Annotated in this window: 14 protein-coding genes and 1 pseudogene; 5 read left to right on the forward strand and 10 right to left on the reverse strand. The window is 59.9% G+C overall.

Annotated features, from left to right (window positions below):
• Window positions 1–245: 245 nt before the first annotated feature.
• Both typA and AC25BC_RS20420 read right to left on the reverse strand, forming a co-directional pair.
• Entirely contained in the window at window positions 246–2,066 is a 1,821-nt protein-coding gene (gene typA, locus AC25BC_RS20415; RefSeq protein WP_012759331.1) for a translational GTPase TypA, read from the reverse strand.
• Between the two features lie 157 nt (window positions 2,067–2,223).
• The gene (locus tag AC25BC_RS20420; protein WP_113546754.1) at window positions 2,224–4,311 is read right to left on the reverse strand and encodes a M3 family metallopeptidase; all 2,088 of its coding nucleotides are present in this window, start codon (window positions 4,309–4,311) and stop codon (window positions 2,224–2,226) included.
• A gap of 229 nt (window positions 4,312–4,540) precedes the next feature.
• On the opposite strand from AC25BC_RS20420, the gene AC25BC_RS20425 reads away from it, so the two are divergent.
• On the forward strand, window positions 4,541–4,972 hold the full coding sequence (locus AC25BC_RS20425) for a hypothetical protein (protein WP_012759333.1): 432 nt from the start codon (window positions 4,541–4,543) through the stop codon (window positions 4,970–4,972).
• Between the two features lie 26 nt (window positions 4,973–4,998).
• Here the strand turns inward: AC25BC_RS20425 and AC25BC_RS20430 are convergent, their stop codons facing one another.
• The 4 genes and pseudogenes from AC25BC_RS20430 to AC25BC_RS20445 all read right to left on the reverse strand — a co-directional run bounded on the left by AC25BC_RS20430 (window position 4,999) and on the right by AC25BC_RS20445 (window position 10,600).
• Window positions 4,999–5,640, reverse strand: a complete 642-nt coding sequence (locus AC25BC_RS20430) for a LysE family translocator (RefSeq protein ID WP_003543626.1) — start codon at window positions 5,638–5,640, stop codon at window positions 4,999–5,001.
• Window positions 5,641–5,892: 252 nt separating this feature from the next.
• Entirely contained in the window at window positions 5,893–8,733 is a 2,841-nt protein-coding gene (locus tag AC25BC_RS20435) for an ATP-binding protein (RefSeq protein WP_012759335.1), read from the reverse strand.
• Window positions 8,734–8,820: 87 nt separating this feature from the next.
• Window positions 8,821–9,240 (reverse strand): Ohr family peroxiredoxin, encoded by a 420-nt coding sequence (locus AC25BC_RS20440; protein WP_012759336.1) that lies wholly within the window; start codon window positions 9,238–9,240, stop codon window positions 8,821–8,823.
• A 51-nt stretch (window positions 9,241–9,291) separates the two neighbouring features.
• Window positions 9,292–10,600: pseudogene (locus AC25BC_RS20445) on the reverse strand (epoxide hydrolase family protein).
• 316 nt (window positions 10,601–10,916) lie between these two features.
• Here AC25BC_RS20445 and AC25BC_RS20450 point away from each other — a divergent pair.
• Together AC25BC_RS20450 and AC25BC_RS20455 are read left to right on the forward strand one after the other, a co-directional pair.
• Window positions 10,917–11,312, forward strand: a complete 396-nt coding sequence (locus AC25BC_RS20450; RefSeq protein WP_128438319.1) for an Ohr family peroxiredoxin — start codon at window positions 10,917–10,919, stop codon at window positions 11,310–11,312.
• Window positions 11,313–11,417: 105 nt separating this feature from the next.
• Window positions 11,418–12,428 carry a DUF3095 family protein gene (locus AC25BC_RS20455; protein ID WP_128438320.1) on the forward strand — a complete coding sequence of 337 codons (1,011 nt, stop codon included), beginning with the start codon at window positions 11,418–11,420 and terminating at the stop codon, window positions 12,426–12,428.
• 316 nt (window positions 12,429–12,744) lie between these two features.
• On the opposite strand, the gene AC25BC_RS20460 is transcribed toward AC25BC_RS20455, so the two are convergent.
• Window positions 12,745–13,968: an argininosuccinate synthase gene (locus AC25BC_RS20460; RefSeq protein ID WP_113546749.1), complete on the reverse strand. Its 1,224-nt coding sequence runs from the start codon at window positions 13,966–13,968 to the stop codon at window positions 12,745–12,747.
• Window positions 13,969–14,145: 177 nt separating this feature from the next.
• Here AC25BC_RS20460 and AC25BC_RS20465 point away from each other — a divergent pair, with 177 nt between their 5' ends.
• Together AC25BC_RS20465 and AC25BC_RS20470 are read left to right on the forward strand one after the other, a co-directional pair.
• Window positions 14,146–14,997 (forward strand): SDR family NAD(P)-dependent oxidoreductase, encoded by an 852-nt coding sequence (locus AC25BC_RS20465; protein WP_128438321.1) that lies wholly within the window; start codon window positions 14,146–14,148, stop codon window positions 14,995–14,997.
• A gap of 84 nt (window positions 14,998–15,081) precedes the next feature.
• Entirely contained in the window at window positions 15,082–15,723 is a 642-nt protein-coding gene (locus AC25BC_RS20470; protein WP_018243951.1) for a LysE family translocator, read from the forward strand.
• A 379-nt stretch (window positions 15,724–16,102) separates the two neighbouring features.
• On the opposite strand, the gene AC25BC_RS20475 is transcribed toward AC25BC_RS20470, so the two are convergent.
• The 3 genes from AC25BC_RS20475 to AC25BC_RS20485 all read right to left on the reverse strand — a co-directional run bounded on the left by AC25BC_RS20475 (window position 16,103) and on the right by AC25BC_RS20485 (window position 18,126).
• Window positions 16,103–16,357, reverse strand: coding sequence for a hypothetical protein (locus tag AC25BC_RS20475; protein ID WP_164902984.1), 255 nt, complete (start codon window positions 16,355–16,357; stop codon window positions 16,103–16,105).
• A gap of 99 nt (window positions 16,358–16,456) precedes the next feature.
• Window positions 16,457–17,251 (reverse strand): ABC transporter ATP-binding protein, encoded by a 795-nt coding sequence (locus AC25BC_RS20480; RefSeq protein WP_003543634.1) that lies wholly within the window; start codon window positions 17,249–17,251, stop codon window positions 16,457–16,459.
• Window positions 17,248–18,126 carry an ABC transporter permease gene (locus AC25BC_RS20485; protein WP_487778528.1) on the reverse strand — a complete coding sequence of 293 codons (879 nt, stop codon included), beginning with the start codon at window positions 18,124–18,126 and terminating at the stop codon, window positions 17,248–17,250. The genes AC25BC_RS20480 and AC25BC_RS20485 overlap by 4 nt, the downstream gene beginning before the upstream one ends.
• Window positions 18,127–18,154: the final 28 nt, after the last annotated feature.

Consider the following 18,154-nt stretch of genomic DNA (forward strand, 5'->3'; position numbering starts at 1 on the left):
CGTTTACTCTGGTCCCGCCGAAGGCAACTAACCATATGCACAGAGGCATTGTGATCGATTGCCCACAGACTTGATATGTGGACGACGATCAAAAGTTAACGCTTTTTTAACGATTGTCACAAGACGGAATCGACGCGGCGCACAATAAAAAACCCCGGCGCGACGGCCGGGGTTTTGGAGGATTTCTCTCCAGCGCCGCGCCTCTTTTCGAGAGACCCAAGACGCTGCAGCACTTTGAATGGCGCTCAGAGCGCCGCCTTCGTCTTTTCGAAACGCTTGCGATCGTTTGCGTCGAGATACATCTTGCGCAGACGAATATTCTTCGGTGTCACTTCCATCAGCTCGTCATCCTGGATCCAGGAGAGCGCGCGATCAAGCGTCATGCGGATCGGCGGCGTCAGCTTCACCGCTTCGTCCTTGCCGGCGGCGCGGATGTTGGTGAGCTGCTTGCCCTTCAGGACGTTGACTTCAAGGTCGTTGTCGCGCGAATGGATGCCGATGATCATGCCGGCATAGACCTTTTCACCCGGCTCGATGATCATCGGGCCGCGATCTTCCAAGTTGAACATCGCATAGGCGACGGCTTCGCCGGGAGCGTTGGCGAGCAGCACGCCGTTGACGCGGCCGCCGATCACACCCTTGTAGGGCTGATAGTCGTGGAACAGGCGGTTCATGATCGCCGTGCCGCGCGTATCCGTCAGCAGCTCCGACTGGTAGCCGATCAGGCCACGGGTCGGTGCGTAGAAACGCAGGCGAAGGCGGTTGCCGCCCGACGGACGCAGCTCGACCATTTCGGCCTTACGCTCGGACATCTTCTGCACGACGACACCGGAATGTTCTTCGTCGACGTCGACGACGACTTCTTCGACCGGCTCAAGAAGCTGGCCGTTTTCATCCTTGTGCATCACGACGCGCGGACGCGACACGGCAAGCTCGAAGCCTTCGCGACGCATGGTTTCGATGAGAACAGCGAGCTGAAGTTCGCCGCGGCCGGACACGTAGAACGAATCCTTGCCTTCGGCTTCTTCGATCTTCAGGGCGACGTTGCCTTCCGCTTCCTTGAAGAGACGGTCGCGGATGACGCGTGAAGTCACCTTGTCGCCTTCGGTGCCGGCCAGCGGGCTATCGTTGACGATGAAGGACATGGTGACGGTCGGCGGATCGATCGGCTGCGCCGGCAACGGTATTGTGATCGAAGGATCGCAGAAGGTGTCGGCGACCGTGCCCTTGGAAAGGCCGGCAATCGCGATGATGTCGCCCTGATGCGCTTCGTCAATTGCCGTGCGCTCGATGCCGCGGAAAGCGAGGATCTTGGAAATACGGCCGGTTTCGATCGTCTTGCCGTCGGCGTGGAGAACCTTCACGGCCTGGTTCGGCTTGATGGACCCGGAATTGATACGACCGGTGATGATGCGGCCGAGGAAGGGGTTGGCTTCGAGGATCGTGCCGATCATCGTGAACGGACCTTCGTGGACGGTCGGCTCCGGAACATGCTTGAGCACCAGGTCGAGAAGCGGCGTAAGACCCTGATCCTTCGGACCTTCCGGATTGACGTTCATCCAGCCGTCGCGGCCGGAACCGTAGAGGATCGGGAAGTCGAGCTGCTCGTCGGTCGCGTCGAGGTTCGCAAAGAGGTCGAAGACTTCGTTGATGACTTCTTCGTGGCGGCCATCCGGACGGTCGATCTTGTTGATCGCGACGATCGGGCGAAGACCGACCTTCAACGCCTTGGAGACAACGAACTTCGTCTGCGGCATCGGGCCTTCAGAGGAGTCGACGAGAACGATCGCGCCATCCACCATTGAGAGAATGCGCTCGACTTCACCACCAAAGTCGGCGTGGCCAGGGGTGTCGACGATGTTGATGCGGACACCCTTCCATTCCACCGAGGTCGCCTTGGCGAGAATGGTGATGCCGCGTTCTTTTTCGAGATCGTTCGAGTCCATCACGCGTTCAGCGACACGCTGATTTTCGCGGAACGAGCCGGACTGCTTGAGAAGCTCATCCACCAGGGTCGTTTTGCCATGGTCAACGTGCGCGATGATCGCGATATTGCGAAGTGACATATGTGAAATCTCTGAGGCTGGGGCGCACGCTCTAGAGGACGCGCCTATTAGTTTGGGGCGTCCATACAGTTTTTTTTGCGTTTGCGAAAGGGGGGAACGCGCAAAAGCTGCGGCAAGGCTGTCGCCCCGCCGCATCATAGCGTGTCATCAAATTGTCTTAGGCGTCGCTGCCTGTCAATTCCTCGAAGGTCGAAAGTCCCTTTTTGACAAGCATCGCATCCGGGCTCGGCAGCTTGCCGCGGAAGGCCTTGTATGCGTCTTCCGGATCGACCGAACCGCCGACGGAATAGATATTGTCCTTGAGCTTGCGCGCCATCTCGCCGTTGAAGGCGTCTCCCGTCTCCTCGAAGGCGGCAAAGGCGTCGGCGTCGAGCACCTCCGACCACATGTAGGAGTAATAGCCGGCCGAATAGCCTCCCGAAAAGATGTGCTGGAAGTGCGGCGTCGCATGGCGCATGACGATCGACTTCGGCATGCCGATCTCGGCCAGTACCTCGGCCTGCACCGCCATCGGGTCCTCGACGGCCGTTCTCGTGTGAAACGCCATGTCGACCAGCGCCGACGAGGTGAACTCGACGGTATTGAAGCCGGCATTGAAGGTCCGGGCGGCAAGCACCTTGTCGAGCAGGGCCTGCGGCATCGGCTCGCCGGTTTCGACATGCACGGCGTAACGCTTCAGGATAGCGGGCACCGTCAACCAGTGCTCATAGAGCTGCGACGGCAGTTCGACGAAATCGCGAGAGACGCCGGTGCCCGCAACCGAGGGATAGGTGACGTTCGAAAGCATGCCGTGCAGCGCATGGCCGAATTCGTGGAATAGCGTGCGGGCATCGTCGAGCGAAAGCAGCGCCGGCTTGCCTTCCGCCGGCTTGGCGAAGTTGCAGACATTGTAGATGATCGGCAATTCGCCGTGGCGGCCGTTCTTCAGTTCCAGCCTGTGCTGCGATTGCAGCGAGCTCATCCAGGCGCCTGATCGTTTCGAACTGCGGGCGAAATAATCGCCGAGGAAGAGGGCGACGAGCTTGTCTTCGCGGTCCCTGATTTCGAACACCCTAACGTCAGGGTGATAGGCGGCGACGCCCTTCTTCTCGACGGCCCGGACGCCGAACAGTCGGCCGGCGACGTCGAAGCAGGCTTCGATAATCTTCTCGAGCTGCAGATAAGGCTTGAGCTCGGTTTCGGAGAAATCGAACTTCCGCGCCCGGATCTTTTCGGCATAGTGGCGCCAGTCCCAGGGCATGACCTCGTGGTTCCGGCCCTCCTCGGCGATCAGTGCGGCGATATCGATCTCCTCCTCGCCGGCGCGTTTCACCGCTCGCGCCCAGACAGCCCGCAACAAGCCGTTTACGGCCTCCGCCGTCTTCGCCATCGTATTGTCGAGCTTCAGCTCGGCGAAATTGCCGTAGCCCAGCAGCGTCGCCACCTGATGGCGCAGCGCCAGCGTTTCCCTGATGACGGCGCGATTGTCCGTCTCACCATCATTTTCACCGCGCGCCACCCACGCCTTGAAAGCCTGCTCGCGTAGATCACGGCGCTCCGAAAAGGTGAGGAACGGCTCGATGATCGAGCGTGACAGCGTCACCGCATATTTGCCCTCCTCGCCGCGTTCGCGCGCTGCCCCCGCCATCGCGTCGCGCAGGAATTCCGGCAGGCCCTCGAGCTCGGCGCCATCGGAAAGCACAAGTGCCCAGGCCTTTTCGTCGGCCAGCACGTTCTGGCCGAATTGCGTCCCGAGGCCGGCAAGCTTTTCATTGATCGTGGCGAGTTTTTCCTGCTCGGCCTTCTCAAGCTTGGCGCCCGATTTGACGAAGCCTTTCCAGTGGCGTTCCAGCACCCGTGTCTGTTCGAGCGTCAGGCCCAGGCTGTCGCGGCTCTCCCAGAGCGTGTCGATGCGGGCAAAAAGCGCTGCATTCATCCCGATCTTCGAATAGTGGCGCGACATCTTCGGCGAGATCTCCCGCTCCAGCGCCTGGATCACATCATTGGTATGCGCGCCCGCCTTGTTCCAGAATAGCGACGAAACGCGCGACAGTGCGTCTCCGGCAATCTCCAGCGCCACGACCGTATTGTCGAATGTCGGCGCATCGCCGTTTCCGGCAATCTCGTCGATCTCCCTTTCATGCGCGGCAAGTGCGGCTTCGAAGGCCGCGGCGAAATCGCCGTCGTTCAAGGCATCGAAACGCGGCAGACCGTGAAGACCGTCCCAGGTCACCAGCGCTGGATTGAAATCATGGAAAGAGGACATCGGGGAATTCCTTTTTGGCATGCAAGTGAATCGGCAATATAGGAGAGCCGTCGTAGAATTGGTATGTTGCCGGGAAGGACCTTTTGCCTCGCCTCGCAAATCCGGCGGGCGCCTGCCAAATCCGGTGGACAACAATTGATACGTGAAAATTAACCAATCGTTAACGATTGACGCGAATCACGCACAGACGCTAGTTTTCCGATGTTCTTCTTGTAAGGGGACATGCGCCATGGAAATTTTTTCTGTGCGGTCTTCTCAGAGTTTGCTTTTTAAAAACAATCCTAATAACGCAAAAAGTTCGAAGACCTCTGATATTCAAATCGAGACCAGAGCTCCCGCCCCGGCCTCGTTCCAGATCGAAGACGATGTTGGCGAAGGCCCGGATTTCACCGCGGTCAGCCCTGGAGAACTACGCAATTACGCACGCCAGAGTTTCGACAGCGGCCTGATCGATCAGAACACTTACGCCGCGATCTCCGAACCGCTGCCGATGCATGCTATCGATCCGCTCGGCAACATCGTCGATCTCTCCAGCGTGACCGACGGCACCAGCTTCAATTTCCTCGATTATTACAAGAACCAGCTGCAGGTCGCCATGTCGATCGGCGATGCCGACGAGGTCCAGACGCTGAAATCGATCGTCAATTTCCTGGATGGCTGATCGGGGCATGATGCCGAAAATCTAGGTCAGGCCTTGCGCCAGCCGAGCAGGCCGGGCGTTGCGTGCCAGAGCGCCTGAGCGGCAAATCCCATGAAAAGCACGCCGGAGCAGCGCACGATCAGCCGCTCATGGGCACGATAGAAGCGCCGCACCGTACCGGCGCCGATGATGCCGATCAGGATGATGTCGGCCGTCACGAAACCGACGAACGACACGACAAGCAGCACCGGCAACGCCTCGAAATCGAGCGCACCGGCCGAGCCTGCAACGAGTGCGGTGAAGGTGGCAAGCGCCACCGGATAACCCTTCGGATTGGTAACGCCGAAGATAAGACCGCGGCGAAACGGCCGCTCGACCACAACAAGCGCCTGCCCCTCCGCTTTCGGCTTGGCATTGACGGCGCTCCAGCCGATCCAGGCGAGGTAGAAGCCGCAGGCAAGGCCGAGCAGGTCGAAGACCAAGGTTCCTATCGTCTTTGCGCCGACGATCGCGATCAGCGCCAGCGACGACCAGATGAGATCCCCGACCAGATGCCCCATCATGAAGAAGGCGCCGGCCTTGCGCCCCTGCCCGGCGCCGATGCCGAGCAGCTGCAGAAAGGCGGGTCCCGGAATGAGCACGTAAAAGAGCGCCGCCAGAAAGGCGCCGAAGAGCAAAGACTGCGTCATGGAAATGCTCCGGAGGATGATGTTGCAGACTAGGCAATCGCAGGCATTCGTCAAGGGTGGTTGCATTAGCACGAAAAGCGGAGCGGATTTCGGCCCTAAGCGAACTTTTTCGCTTTAGAAGGATAAGGCCGCTTTGCGCGCCCATGTCGACCATAGAGGGCGGCTTCGCAGCTTCCTGAAAGCGGACATCGTCTTGGGCACGGTCTCCGTCCCCCTGTGCACCAAAAGCAGCCACTTCAGTTACTCGCGAGGTTATGACAGGTTTTGTAGTAGTGTGTCTGCGGCCATCACGTCTGTCGTGTCCATACCCTCTTCAAATCTCTCACACACTGGCGTCAGCAGTACCCGAGCCTCGCGTAACCTACCGTCGCTGGCCATCAGTGCGGCCAGATCGGTTGCCGCCCGCAGCTCCCAGGCATGTGCACCCATGCTGGCACTTCTTTCCAAAGACGAGACCAAGCAAGCCTCGGCGTCGGTTGCGGAATTGATCGACAGCAAACCTGCCTTCACGCGCAGCAGCTCCGGCATATAGCAAAGGTCGCCGTTCCTCTCGACAAGTTCGATGGTCTTGTTGATCCGGGCCATCCCTTCCTCGCGCTCTCCGATCAGTGCCAGTCCTTTTGCAAGGGACAGCTCCAGCATCGTCGTGAACACCTCGTAGGTGGATGCATGAAGCTTCTCGATGCATCGTCTGAGTGTCTCGATCCCCAGCTTCACCTGTCCCCGACGGATGGCCAGTTCGCCTTCGAAACCCCGAGCCACCGACACGTAGGGAGACAGGTTGTGTAGCCCCGCACGGGAGACCAGCCATTCAATGTGTTCCTCGGCACTCGGCACGTCGCCCCGCCATAGGAAGACTGCAATGCCTCCAAGCAGTGCGATGCAGAGTGTCAGCGAGTGATCCAACTTAGCGGCATCGCTGATCGCCTGTCGCGCTTGGACGTCGGCCTGCTCCGGGTAGCCTTGTAGCCAAAGGTTCCGTGCAAGAATTCCGCCAGCGAGATGCTTTCCCTCGAAGCCGACGTAGCTTGCAGGTGTTCGTTGTGGCTGATGTTCGCTTCTTGTAGCCGCTTCGAGTTCGGTGCGGGCGTGGCGAAGATCACCGGTAAAGTGCAGCGAATTGCCGAGGAAGAAGTGCGCCAGTTCGACAGTGGCGGCGTCATCAAGAGTGGCGGCGATTGCCGAACACCGCCGGGCATAATCAAGAGCGGCGTTAAAATCTCCTATCCGAAGGCTGAACATGTGCAACGGACCTAGTATGCGCAACTGGTCGAGCGTGTTCCCCCGGTCCTCGGCAATATGGAGGGCGCGACCAAGAGCGATCTGCGGTGTCTCGCGGCCTCCCTGCAGATACATCCGGGAAATTCCCAGACCGGCTTGTAGGTGCATTTCCTCGACGCCTCCCCTGAACGCCTCATCCAGTGCAAGAACCGCCCGTTTCGACCATCGCTGGCACTCCGGGAAAAGTGACATCACCTGGAACACAGGTACAGCAGCAGCCGCAAGCCTGATGCCGACGTCGATATCGCCATGCTCCCCGAACGCCCATTCCAGTGCCGCCCGCACGTTGTTGATGCTCACGAAATACGGTAATCGCTCAGGCCCCGTAGAAAGCGTCGGCCAATCCGGTCCGAATTGCTCCAGCCAACGCTGACAATAGGTCGCGTGACGCGCATTCAATCCGGCGCGGTCCTCGTCCGTCTGCGCATGGAGCGCGTAGGCACGTGTCGTATCCAGCAAGCGGTAGCGCATCGTCGCCCCTGCCGGCCGCGTTGCGAGCAGAGACTTGGCGACCAGATTGTCCAGTGCCTCGAATATGGCCGAGGGCGCCATGTCCGCTGTGGAAATGACCTCCAGCGCGGCGTCGAGGGTGAAGTCGCCGACAAAAACGGCAAGCCGCCGGAGCACCATGCGCTCCAGGTCTGTTAGAAGTCCAAAGCTCCAGTCGAGCGTCGCCTGTAGGGTCCTTTGTCGCGGCGGTGCGTTTCGCGATCCCGCCCATCCCAATGTCAGATGCTGATCGAGCAGCTTGGCGGTCTGAAGGAGGCCATAGCTCTCGACGCGTCTGGCGGCGAGTTCTAACGCAAGCGCCATACCATCGAGTTTTCGGCAAATACTCGCGACGACGCGGGCATCCTGGTCGCTGAGATTGAGATTGGCACCGCTCGCCGCAGCCCGTTCGACGAACAGCCGAGTCGCTGGAAAGGCAAGTATCGTGTCGGTCGTAAGTTCCAGGTCATCCGGGGGGAAAGCGAGGGTATCTAGCCGGTAGACGCTTTCGGCCTCGATCCTTAACGCCTCGCGACTTGTTGCCAGCAGAAAGACCTGAGGGGCGGCTTCGACAATGGCGGCCACGAGATCGGCAATGGCATCAATCAGATGCTCGCAGGTATCGAGTATCAGCATGATTTGCTTGTCGCGGAGGTAGGCAATCAAACTGGGACGTACATCGCTGGAGCTGACGGACAAACCAAGCATCGACGCGATCCCGGCCGCGACTAGAGCCGGATCGCTCAACATGCCATAATCGGCAAACAGGACTGCTCCCTTGAATGTGGGAGCGAGGTGATGCGCAACTGCCGTGGCGACGGTCGTCTTTCCGACACCGCCGACGCCGACAATGGTGACCATTCGCGAGGCCATCAGCTTTTCGGTCAGCGCGAGAACATCCTGCTCTCGGCCGACCATGCGATCCGGTCGGCCCGGCAGAATAGCGTAACGGAAATCGAGTTCGGCGGAGACTTGTCGAAGGAGACCGGATCGTGAGATTGGCGCGACGAAACAATAGCCCCGTCCGGCAATAGTGGTGATGTACCGTGCTCCATCGTGACCGTCGCCCAGCGCCTTCCTCAGGCCTGTCATGTGGAAACGCAGGCTGCCTTCATCGACGATGACATCAGGCCAGACGCGGGATATCAGGTCTTGCTTGCTGACGATGACATTGGGAGCGAGGGTGAGAGCGACCAGCAAGTCCAGTGCACGCGCCCCGAGGTTTATCGGAACCCCGTCCTTCGCGAGAAGCCGTTGGCCGACACTCAAACGGAACGGACCGAAGGATAACTCCTCCGCTTTAACGTCGCCGCCTATGTTCATGGCTTTGCCCCAGCCGTCCCCACTGGCTCCTTATACTCCAATCGCACTGCTGAGGCTATTGAGGACGAATACTGCCGCAGCGCGCTCTCACCCGATCCTGAATACGACCTCGACATTGCCCCGTGTAGCCCTGGAAAAAGGACATATCCGCCGCGACTCTTCGATCAAAGAGGAAGCGACGTCTCTTTCCAAACCGGGAAGTTGAATGGCGAGCCGAACGCCGAGGATTGATTGATCGTCGTCCGATGACAGATCGACTTCGGCATGAATTTTGACGTTGGCGGGAAGGTTCACTCCGGTCTCTCTGGCGACCTTCGCCATGGAGCTTGCGAAGCTCGCCGACCAGGCGGCAGCCATGAGCTGTTCGGGATTGGTGCCGATTCGGGCCGAACCGGGTTCTGAAAGCCTGATGTCGAGCACGCCGTCGGTGCTGCGGGCGATCCCGTTCTGACGCCCGCCTGTCGTTTCGGTGATTGCCGTGTAGATCAGATGCATGGTGTTGTTCATGGACATATCCCTTGAGCGGCGAGCGCCGGTTGGGGCGCTCGCCTGATAAGATCAGCCGGACTTCCGCAGGCTGCGAAAGCCGACACGGACCTCGTCTGTGAAGAGCTTCGGCTGCTCCCATGCTGCAAAGTGTCCACCCTTCGGAAGCTTGTTGTAGTGAACCAGGTTTGGATAAGCCTTCTCGGCCCAGGCGCGGGGCGTCTGGTAGAGTTCGTCTGGGAAGACGCTGACTGCGACCGGCACCTTGACGCCCTTCGGAGCGAAGAATACGAGCTTGTTCTCCCAATAGAGCCGCGCGGCGGATACGCCGGTATTTGTCAGCCAAAACAGCGTCACGTTGTCGAGGACATCGTCAGGGCTCACACCCTCATCCTGGCCGTCGAATGATCGTGCGATCATCGCCAGGCTCGCCCTGTCATGATCGAGCATATAGGTCGCGAGTGCGATGGGTGAGTCCGACAAGCCCGTGAGGGTCTGGGGACGCGTGCCCATCAGAAATGCGTAGTAGACATTCTTGTAGAAGGAGACGAGCTGGTGGTAGGAGGCTTTTTCTTCGTCCGACAGCCCTGCTGGAGCAGGGGCTCCGACAAAGGATGCGTTGTTGATGTCGTTGGGGATCGCTCCTGGCATGTTGGTATGGATGCCGAGCAATTCCGGAGGAGCCTGCACACCGATCATATCGGTCACGACTGCGCCCCAATCGCCGCCTTGCGCAACGAATTGCTTGTAGCCCAGACGCCGCATCAGAGTGATCCATGCCGTCGCTATCCGTTCTGGTCCCCAGCCGGTCGCATCAGGCTTTCCGGAAAAGCCATATCCTGGCATCGACGGGATGACGATGTGAAATGCATCCGAGGCACTGCCACCGTAGGCTGTCGGGTCGGTGAGCGGCCCGATGATCTTCAATTGCTCAATGATCGAGCCCGGCCATCCGTGGGTCACGATCAGAGGAAGCGCGTTCTCGTGCTTGGAACGAACATGGATGAAATGGATGTCCAGCCCATCGATCTCGGTGATGAAATTCGGCACGGCATTGATCCGGGCTTCGACCTTGCGCCAGTCGTATTTGTTCTGCCAGTGATCGAGCAACTGCTTGGTGGTTTTGAGCGGTACACCCTGGGAGAAATCGCTTGACTGTCTCCTTTTCGGGGAGGCGGGTGTGAGCAAGGCGATAGCGAAGGTCGGCGAGATCAGCCTCTGGAACGTTCACCCGGAACGGGCGGATGGCATCGGATTCCGTTGCGGCAGTCGAACCCGCGGGAAGCAAACTTGCGATGCCCAGGGCAGCAATGCCGGACGCTGCAGCAGCCAGAAGGCGACGGCGATCCTCGTCGATAACGTCAGTCTTGATAGCGGTCATGATCATTCTCCTTGGAAACAGGTTGATCGTCTGCACGACTGTGCTGCTTCAAGGGGTACGCTGGGGACGTGGAGTTCACACGTTAGGTGTTGTGAGATCTTGATAACGGCCCGATGCTTATCGGAAGCAGCATCCGTTGGCCTGCGAGCCCCCCGTGTGGACGGGCTTCGCTTATGCGGTGCTCGTGTGCCGTTAATCGCAGCTATTAACAGCTAGCAACGCATAACGTGCGATCCCGGACTCGGCGAGGTAGGTCTTTGGTCAGCACAGCGGTGCAGACGCTCAATCATCAACAGCTACCAAAAGGAATTTCGCCATGACCTCCAAGGTTCTCTTCACTGGTAAGACACACAACACCAATGGCCGCGATGGCGATGCTCGCAGCGCCGATGGCTTTCTGGACATCAAGATGAAGCAGCCGCATCCTGCCGCCGAAAACCTGTTCGGAGCCGCCTGGTCCGCCTGCTACATGGGAGCCATCGAACTGGTGGCCTCCAGAAAACAGATCAAGCTCCCTGCCGGGATATCAGTCGACGCTGAAATCGATCTGAACAATGACGATGGCAACTTCTTCCTCAGTGCCCGCCTCAATGTCAGCGTCCCCGGCATCGACCCGGTGATTGCTCGCGAGCTGCTCGATGCCGCCCACGGCATTTGCCCCTATTCGAAGGCAACGCACGGCAATATCGACGTCGTCACCAATCTCATCTAAGCGCGACCTTTTGGGTCTGTCCGGTTTAACGGGCAGACCCAACAATCATCGAGCTGTCAAGCCATCCGCACAAACAGCGACGTCGAAATGTCTGGAGGAAATGCAATGTTCAGATTCAGCACTAAACGTCACGCCCATCATGATTTTGCCGAGTTGCTTGACACGACGATCTACCAGCCATTGCCTGACGAATGGCTTGTCGGGATTACGGATGTCGTGAACTCCACTTCTGCGGTGAATGCGGGACGCTACAAGGACGTCAATTACGCGGGCGCATCGGCCATCGCGGCATTGGGGAACGCCTGGAACAGCTTCGATTTCCCATTCGTGTTTCGAGGCGACGGTGCCGCGTTCGCCTTCCATCCCGACAGACTGGAAACAGCGACGGCGGCGCTCCGGCAGACCGTTGGACACGTCCGCGACGTCTTCCAGCTTGATCTCCGGGCTGGCCTGGTCTCGGTGAGAGAAATCCGTGCAGGGGGTAAAGATGTCCGTACTGCTCGATTCTCAGCATCCGAAACTGCTATCTATTCGATGTTTGCTGGCGGCGGACTTAACTGGGCTGATCGGCAGATCAAATCCGGAAAGTATGGGATCGCCGACAACGTCACGGACACCTCCGCGAACCTGAGCGGCCTGACTTGCGAATGGGCACCGATCCCCAGCCGGAGCGGCGAAATACTTTCCCTCCTCGTGGAACCCTGCGACCATTCGAGGTCCACGATGTTCGCGAAGCTTGCCAAGCAAATCGTGGCGGTTTTCGACACAGGAGAGCGACATTCCCACCCGGTACCTAACGACATCGTCATCACGCAGGACGTCGAAGACTATCTCAGCGGCGCAGCATGGGCCGATGTCGTCGCGAATTCGGACTATCGCAGATACGACGACGTTCTACGTTTGACGCTGGATTGCACGGCCGAACAGATCGGAGTGGTCGAAGCTCTGCTTGTCCGCGCCAGAAATCGTGGTGACATCAGGTTTGGGCTACACCGGCAGTCCCACGCGCTCATGACTTGCCTGGTACCTTCCGGCAACAAGGGCTCTCATCTTCATTTCCTCGACGGAATGGGCGGCGGATACACAAAGGCTGCTGAAATGCTGGAGGCTCAGTGAACACAGCAGGCGCTCAACCGACAGGCTTACATCCAAAATTATTGCCTGCAGAGCAATGATTAGCGACGGCTTTGGGCCATTCCCAGACCTTGGCGCGGAGTGCCCGAATGTCCGTTTTCTCGTCGGGTATGCTAACAGCGGACGGTCGGCAGTCGGCCCCGTAACGGTCATTCCTTCACCCTGGGCCAACTACTGCTCCTTGCGCAAATCCGGTCATCCAGACGCTCTAAGAGTTGCTGGTTTGCTACCTCATTCCGCGAAAAAGCCCGCGCGGCAATGCCGGCGGGCTGATATTCGGTTCGAAGGGAACCCGTGATTACTTCACGAGATTGCGCTTGGCGAGCGTGCGCAGGCGCAGCGCGTTGAGCTTGATGAAGCCGGCCGCATCCTTCTGGTCGTAGGCGCCCTGGTCATCTTCGAAAGTGACGAGCTTGTCGGAATAGAGCGACTTGTCGCTTTCGCGGCCGATGACCATGACATTGCCCTTGTAGAGCTTCAGCGTCACTTCGCCTTCGACATGCTCCTGGCTCTTGTCGATCAGCGCCTGCAGCATCTCGCGCTCCGGCGAGAACCAGAAGCCGTAATAGATCAGCTCGGCATAACGCGGCATGATGTCGTCCTTGAGATGGGCAGCACCTCGGTCGAGCGTGATCGATTCGATGGCGCGATGCGCCGTAAGCAGGATCGTGCCGCCGGGGGTCTCGTAGACGCCGCGCGACTTCATGCCGACGAAGCGGTTCTCGACCAGGTCGAGACGGCCGATACCGTTGTCGCGGCCATAATTGTTGAGCGCAGCCAAGAGCGTCGCTGGGCTCATGCGCACGCCGTTGATCGAAACCGCATCACCCTTTTCGAAGCCGACCTTGATGGTCGTTGCCTTGTCGGGTGCAGCCTCAGGCGAAATGGTGCGCATATGCACATATTCGGGCGCCTCCTTGGAGGGGTCCTCGAGAACCTTGCCTTCGGAAGAGGAATGCAGAAGGTTGGCGTCGACGGAGAACGGCGCCTCGCCCATCTTGTCCTTGGCAACCGGGATCTGATGCTGTTCGGCAAAGGCCAGCAGGTCGGTGCGGCTCTTGAACGCCCAGTCGCGCCAAGGCGCGATGATCTTGATGTCGGGGTTCAGGGCATAGGCGGACAGTTCGAAACGGACCTGGTCGTTGCCCTTGCCGGTCGCGCCGTGGGCGATCGCATCGGCGCCGGTCTTCTTGGCGATATCGATCAGATGCTTGGAAATCAACGGACGGGCGATCGACGTGCCGAGCAGGTAGACGCCCTCATAGACGGCATTGGCACGGAACATCGGGAAGACGAAATCGCGCACGAATTCCTCGCGCACATCCTCGATGTAGATCTCCTTGATGCCGAGCATCTCGGCCTTCTTGCGCGCCGGCTCCAGCTCTTCGCCCTGGCCGAGATCGGCGGTGAAGGTGACGACTTCGGCGCCGAGTTCCGTCTGCAGCCACTTCAGGATGATCGAGGTGTCGAGGCCGCCGGAATAGGCGAGAACGACTTTCTTCACGTCTTTGTATGATGCCATGATGATGAGGTCCGTTGCATAAAAGGCCGGCGAAAACCCGGTGTCGCGGCACTTTTAGCGAGATTGGCGCGTGACGCAAGACCAAGTGCGACGGGATGGTGCCGATACCGTTTGACAGCGCCAAAGCGGAGCCCATATTCGCCAGCGTCCGCAAATGCTCGAGGAGAGGTTGCCCCCGTGACGAATATTCAAGACATTTTCAAGAAGTCCAATGTTGCCGTCATCACCGGCGGCGCCTCCGGCATCGGTCTTGCCGCGGCGAAATATTTCGCCGGATGCGGCATGAGCGTCGCCATTGCCGATCTCGGCGGCGATCGGCTGGCCGACGCGGCCAATGAACTCAAGGCCATTGCCGGCGAGGAGAATGTGATGGCGGTCGAGACCGACGTCGCCAGCAGAGACTCGCTGGAATCGCTCGAGCGCGCCGTGCTCCAGCGTTTCGGCCGTGTGCACGTACTGATGAACAATGCCGGCATCGGCCCGGAAACCTCGATCTTCAGCCCGCAGGCGAACTGGGACAATATCTTTGCCGTCAACCTGATGGGGGTGATCAACGGCACGCGCACCTTCGGCCCGAAGATGCTGTCGCACGGCGAGCCGGGCCTGATCATCAACACCGGCTCCAAGCAGGGCATCACCACGCCGCCCGGCAACCCCGCCTACAACATCTCCAAATCAGGCGTGAAAGTCTTTACCGAAGCGCTGCAGCACGAGCTTCGCAATACCGAAGGCGGAAAGATCTCCGCCCATCTTCTGATCCCAGGCTTCGTCTTCACCGGCCTCACCAAGGGCGACCGCGCCGAAAAACCGGCCGCTGCCTGGACCGCCGAGCAGACGGTCGATTTCATGGTCGAGAGCCTCGAACGCGGCGATTTCTATATTCTCTGCCCCGACAATGACGTCGCGCGTCCGGTCGACGAGCGCCGCATGCTCTGGGCAGCCGGCGATATCGTCGAGAACCGGCCGCCGCTGTCACGCTGGCACAAGGATTATGCCGACAAGTTCAAGGCCTTCCTCGAACAGAAGTAATCGGCGCCATCAGAAGGTTTGATTGGTAATTTTCCGAAAGCCGGGTAAGAGATCGTCGGATCTTTCCGGCTTTCGGAGCGTGTCATGGATTTCCTGCCCAGCCTGCCGACCCTTCTCGCCTTCGCCGCCGCGACGCTGCTGCTTGCGGCAACCCCAGGCCCCGATATGACGCTGTCGATCAGCCGCGCGCTGGCCCAGGGCAAGAAGGCGGCGCTCTTCGTTGTCGTCGGCACCAGCCTCGGCATCGTCGTCCACACCATGCTGGTCGCTTTTGGTATTTCGGCGCTGATCACCGCCTCGCCGACCGCCTTCCTGATCCTGAAGACCGGCGGTGCCGCCTATCTGCTCTGGCTGGCGGTGCAGGCTATCCGCTTCGGCTCGAAGCTCACCGTCGCCAAGGTCGAGGAGCAGAAGGGCACGCCACTTTCCAACATCTCCTCGGGCTTCTGGGTCAATCTTCTGAACCCCAAGGTCATCATCTTCTTCATGACCTTCCTGCCGCAATTCGTCAGCGCCGGCGATCCGGCCGTCACCCAAAAGCTGCTCTTTCTCGGCTTCTGCTTCATCCTGATCGGCATGCCGGTCAACGCCAGCGTCGTCTTTGCCGCCGACTGGCTGGCCTCATGGCTGCAGAACAACAAGAAAGTGCTCCGCGGCATGGACTACACCTTCGCCGGCGTCTTCTCGGTTTTCGCCGCAAAGATCCTGCTCACCCAGGCGAGATAGCCGCGGTTGCGCAGCAATCCCGCGGTTGCGCAGCAATCCGCCCGCGGTCGGTTGATCGATCCGCCCGCGGTCGTGAAACGATCCGCCGCCAGCTACACCAATATTCGCGAGACGCCATGCCGGAGCAGGCAGTCACCGCGAATTTCGCCGTCTTCCAAAATTATTCCATGCCTTTCGCGCGATTACTTGTGATCAACATATGATCGTAAGTCGGCAATTGTGGCTAGGCCACGCCACCTTCGCTGCCCACATATCCTTTACGGCTCACGAAGAGCTGCCTTGAAAGGATAAGTCCATGATTACGTTCCGCAATATCATAACAGCAGGAGTTGTTGCGCTGACGCTTGCAGCCACGTCCCTTACAGCGACAACACCTGCCTTAGCTCACGGCGGCGGAGGCCATGGCGGTGGCGGCTTCTCGCGGGACGGCGGCCACTTCGGCGGTGGTGCGCATATGGGCGGAGGCACTTTCGCCGATCGCGGCTTCGGAGCGCATCATTTCGGCGGAGCCGGCCATTTTGGCGGACACCGCGACGGCCGTTTCGCCTTCCATGATAGAAATCGACTGTTCTTCGGCGATGACGACTATGACCCCGAACAATGCCAGCCGGAATGGCTCAACCAGTACGGCCATCGCGTGCTGGTGGAAGTCTGCTCTTGATGACGGTCCCCCTGGCCTCTGAGGAGTCGTGAAACGATCAGCTGCCCGCTAACCGATCAGCCCGCTGTCGGCCTAGCCGATCAGCAACGCGTCATCATCCAACGTCTGGCCGCGCATCTTGCGGAACATCGCGATCAGATCCTCGACCTGCAATGTCTTGCGGCTGTCGCCGGCGACATCGAGCACGATCTCGCCGCCATGCAGCATCACGGTGCGGTGGCCATAATCGAGCGCCTGGCGCATCGAATGCGTCACCATCAGCGTCGTCAGCTTGCGCTCGGAAACGATCTTCTGGGTCAGGCCCATGATGAATTCCGCCATGCCGGGGTCAAGCGCCGCCGTATGTTCGTCGAGCAGCAGCACCTCCGAGCCCGCCAGCGTCGCCATGACGAGCGAGACCGCCTGCCGCTGGCCGCCGGAAAGCAGGTCCATGCGGTCCTTCATTCGGTTCTCCAGCCCGAGATTGAGCTCGGCGATCCTTTCGCGAAAATGATCGCGCCGTTTTGCGCCAAGCGCCGAGACGAGCCCGCGCCGCTCGCCGCGGCGCGCGGCAAGCGCGAGATTCTCCTCGATCGACAGCGCACCGCAGCTTCCCGTCAGCGGGTCCTGGAAGACACGCGCGACCAGCCCAGCGCGGGCCGCCGTCGTCTTGCGGGTGACGTCGGCATTGCCGATCAGCACCTGCCCTTCGCTTGCCAGCACATCGCCGGCGAGCACACCGAGCAGCGTCGATTTGCCGGCGCCGTTCGAGCCGATGACAGTGACGAAGGAGCCTTCCTCGATCGTCAGGCTGACACCCGAGAGCGCCTGCTTCTGCAGCGGCGTGCCGCGCCCGAAAACGACCTTGATGTTCTTGAGGTTGATCACGACGCGGCACCTCCACGCAAACGGGGAAGGATGAGCGCCACGGTCACCAGCACGGCGGTGACGAAATTGAGGTCGGACGCCTGCAGGCCGATGACGTCGCTCGAAAGCGCCAGCTGGATCGCGATGCGATAGAGGATCGAGCCGAGCACGCAGCCGATTAGCGCGATCAGCAGACCACGCCGCCCGAGCAGCGTCTCGCCGATGATGACGGCCGCCAGACCGACGACGATCGTGCCGACGCCCGAGGTGACGTCGGCAAAGCCGTTCGTCTGGGCAAACAGCGCGCCGCCGAGCGCCACCAGCGCATTGGAGATCGCCATGCCGAGATAGATCTGCCGGCTGGTATCGACACCCTGGGCCCGCGCCATCCTTGCATTGGCGCCTGTCGCCCGCATTGCCAGGCCGGCATCACTCTCAAGGAAACGCCAGACCAGGATGAGCGCGATGACGACGAGAACACCGACAAAGAGCGGCCGCACGTAGAAATCGCGAAGGCCATGGCCGAAGAACGGGCTGATCATCGTGTCGGCATTGATCAGCGCGACATTGGGCTTGCCCATCACGCGCAGATTGACGGAAAACAATGCGATCATCGTCAGGATCGAGGCGAGCAAATTGAGGATCTTGAAGCGCACGTTGAGCAGCGCCGTCACCATGCCCGCGGCGGCACCGGCCGCCATGGCGATCAGCGCCGCAAGCCAGGCATTGACGCCGGCAATGATCAGCACGGCCGTCACCGCCGCGCCAAGCGGAAAGGAGCCGTCGACCGTCAGGTCAGGGAAATCCAGAACACGGAAGGCGAGATAGACCCCAAGGGCGACGAAGGAATAGACCAGTCCGAGTTCGACGCCCCCCCAGAATGCGATTTGGCTCAAGGCTTCCGCCCCTCTTCTGTCCGTTTCC

Source organism: Rhizobium sp. WSM409, assembly GCF_057653825.1.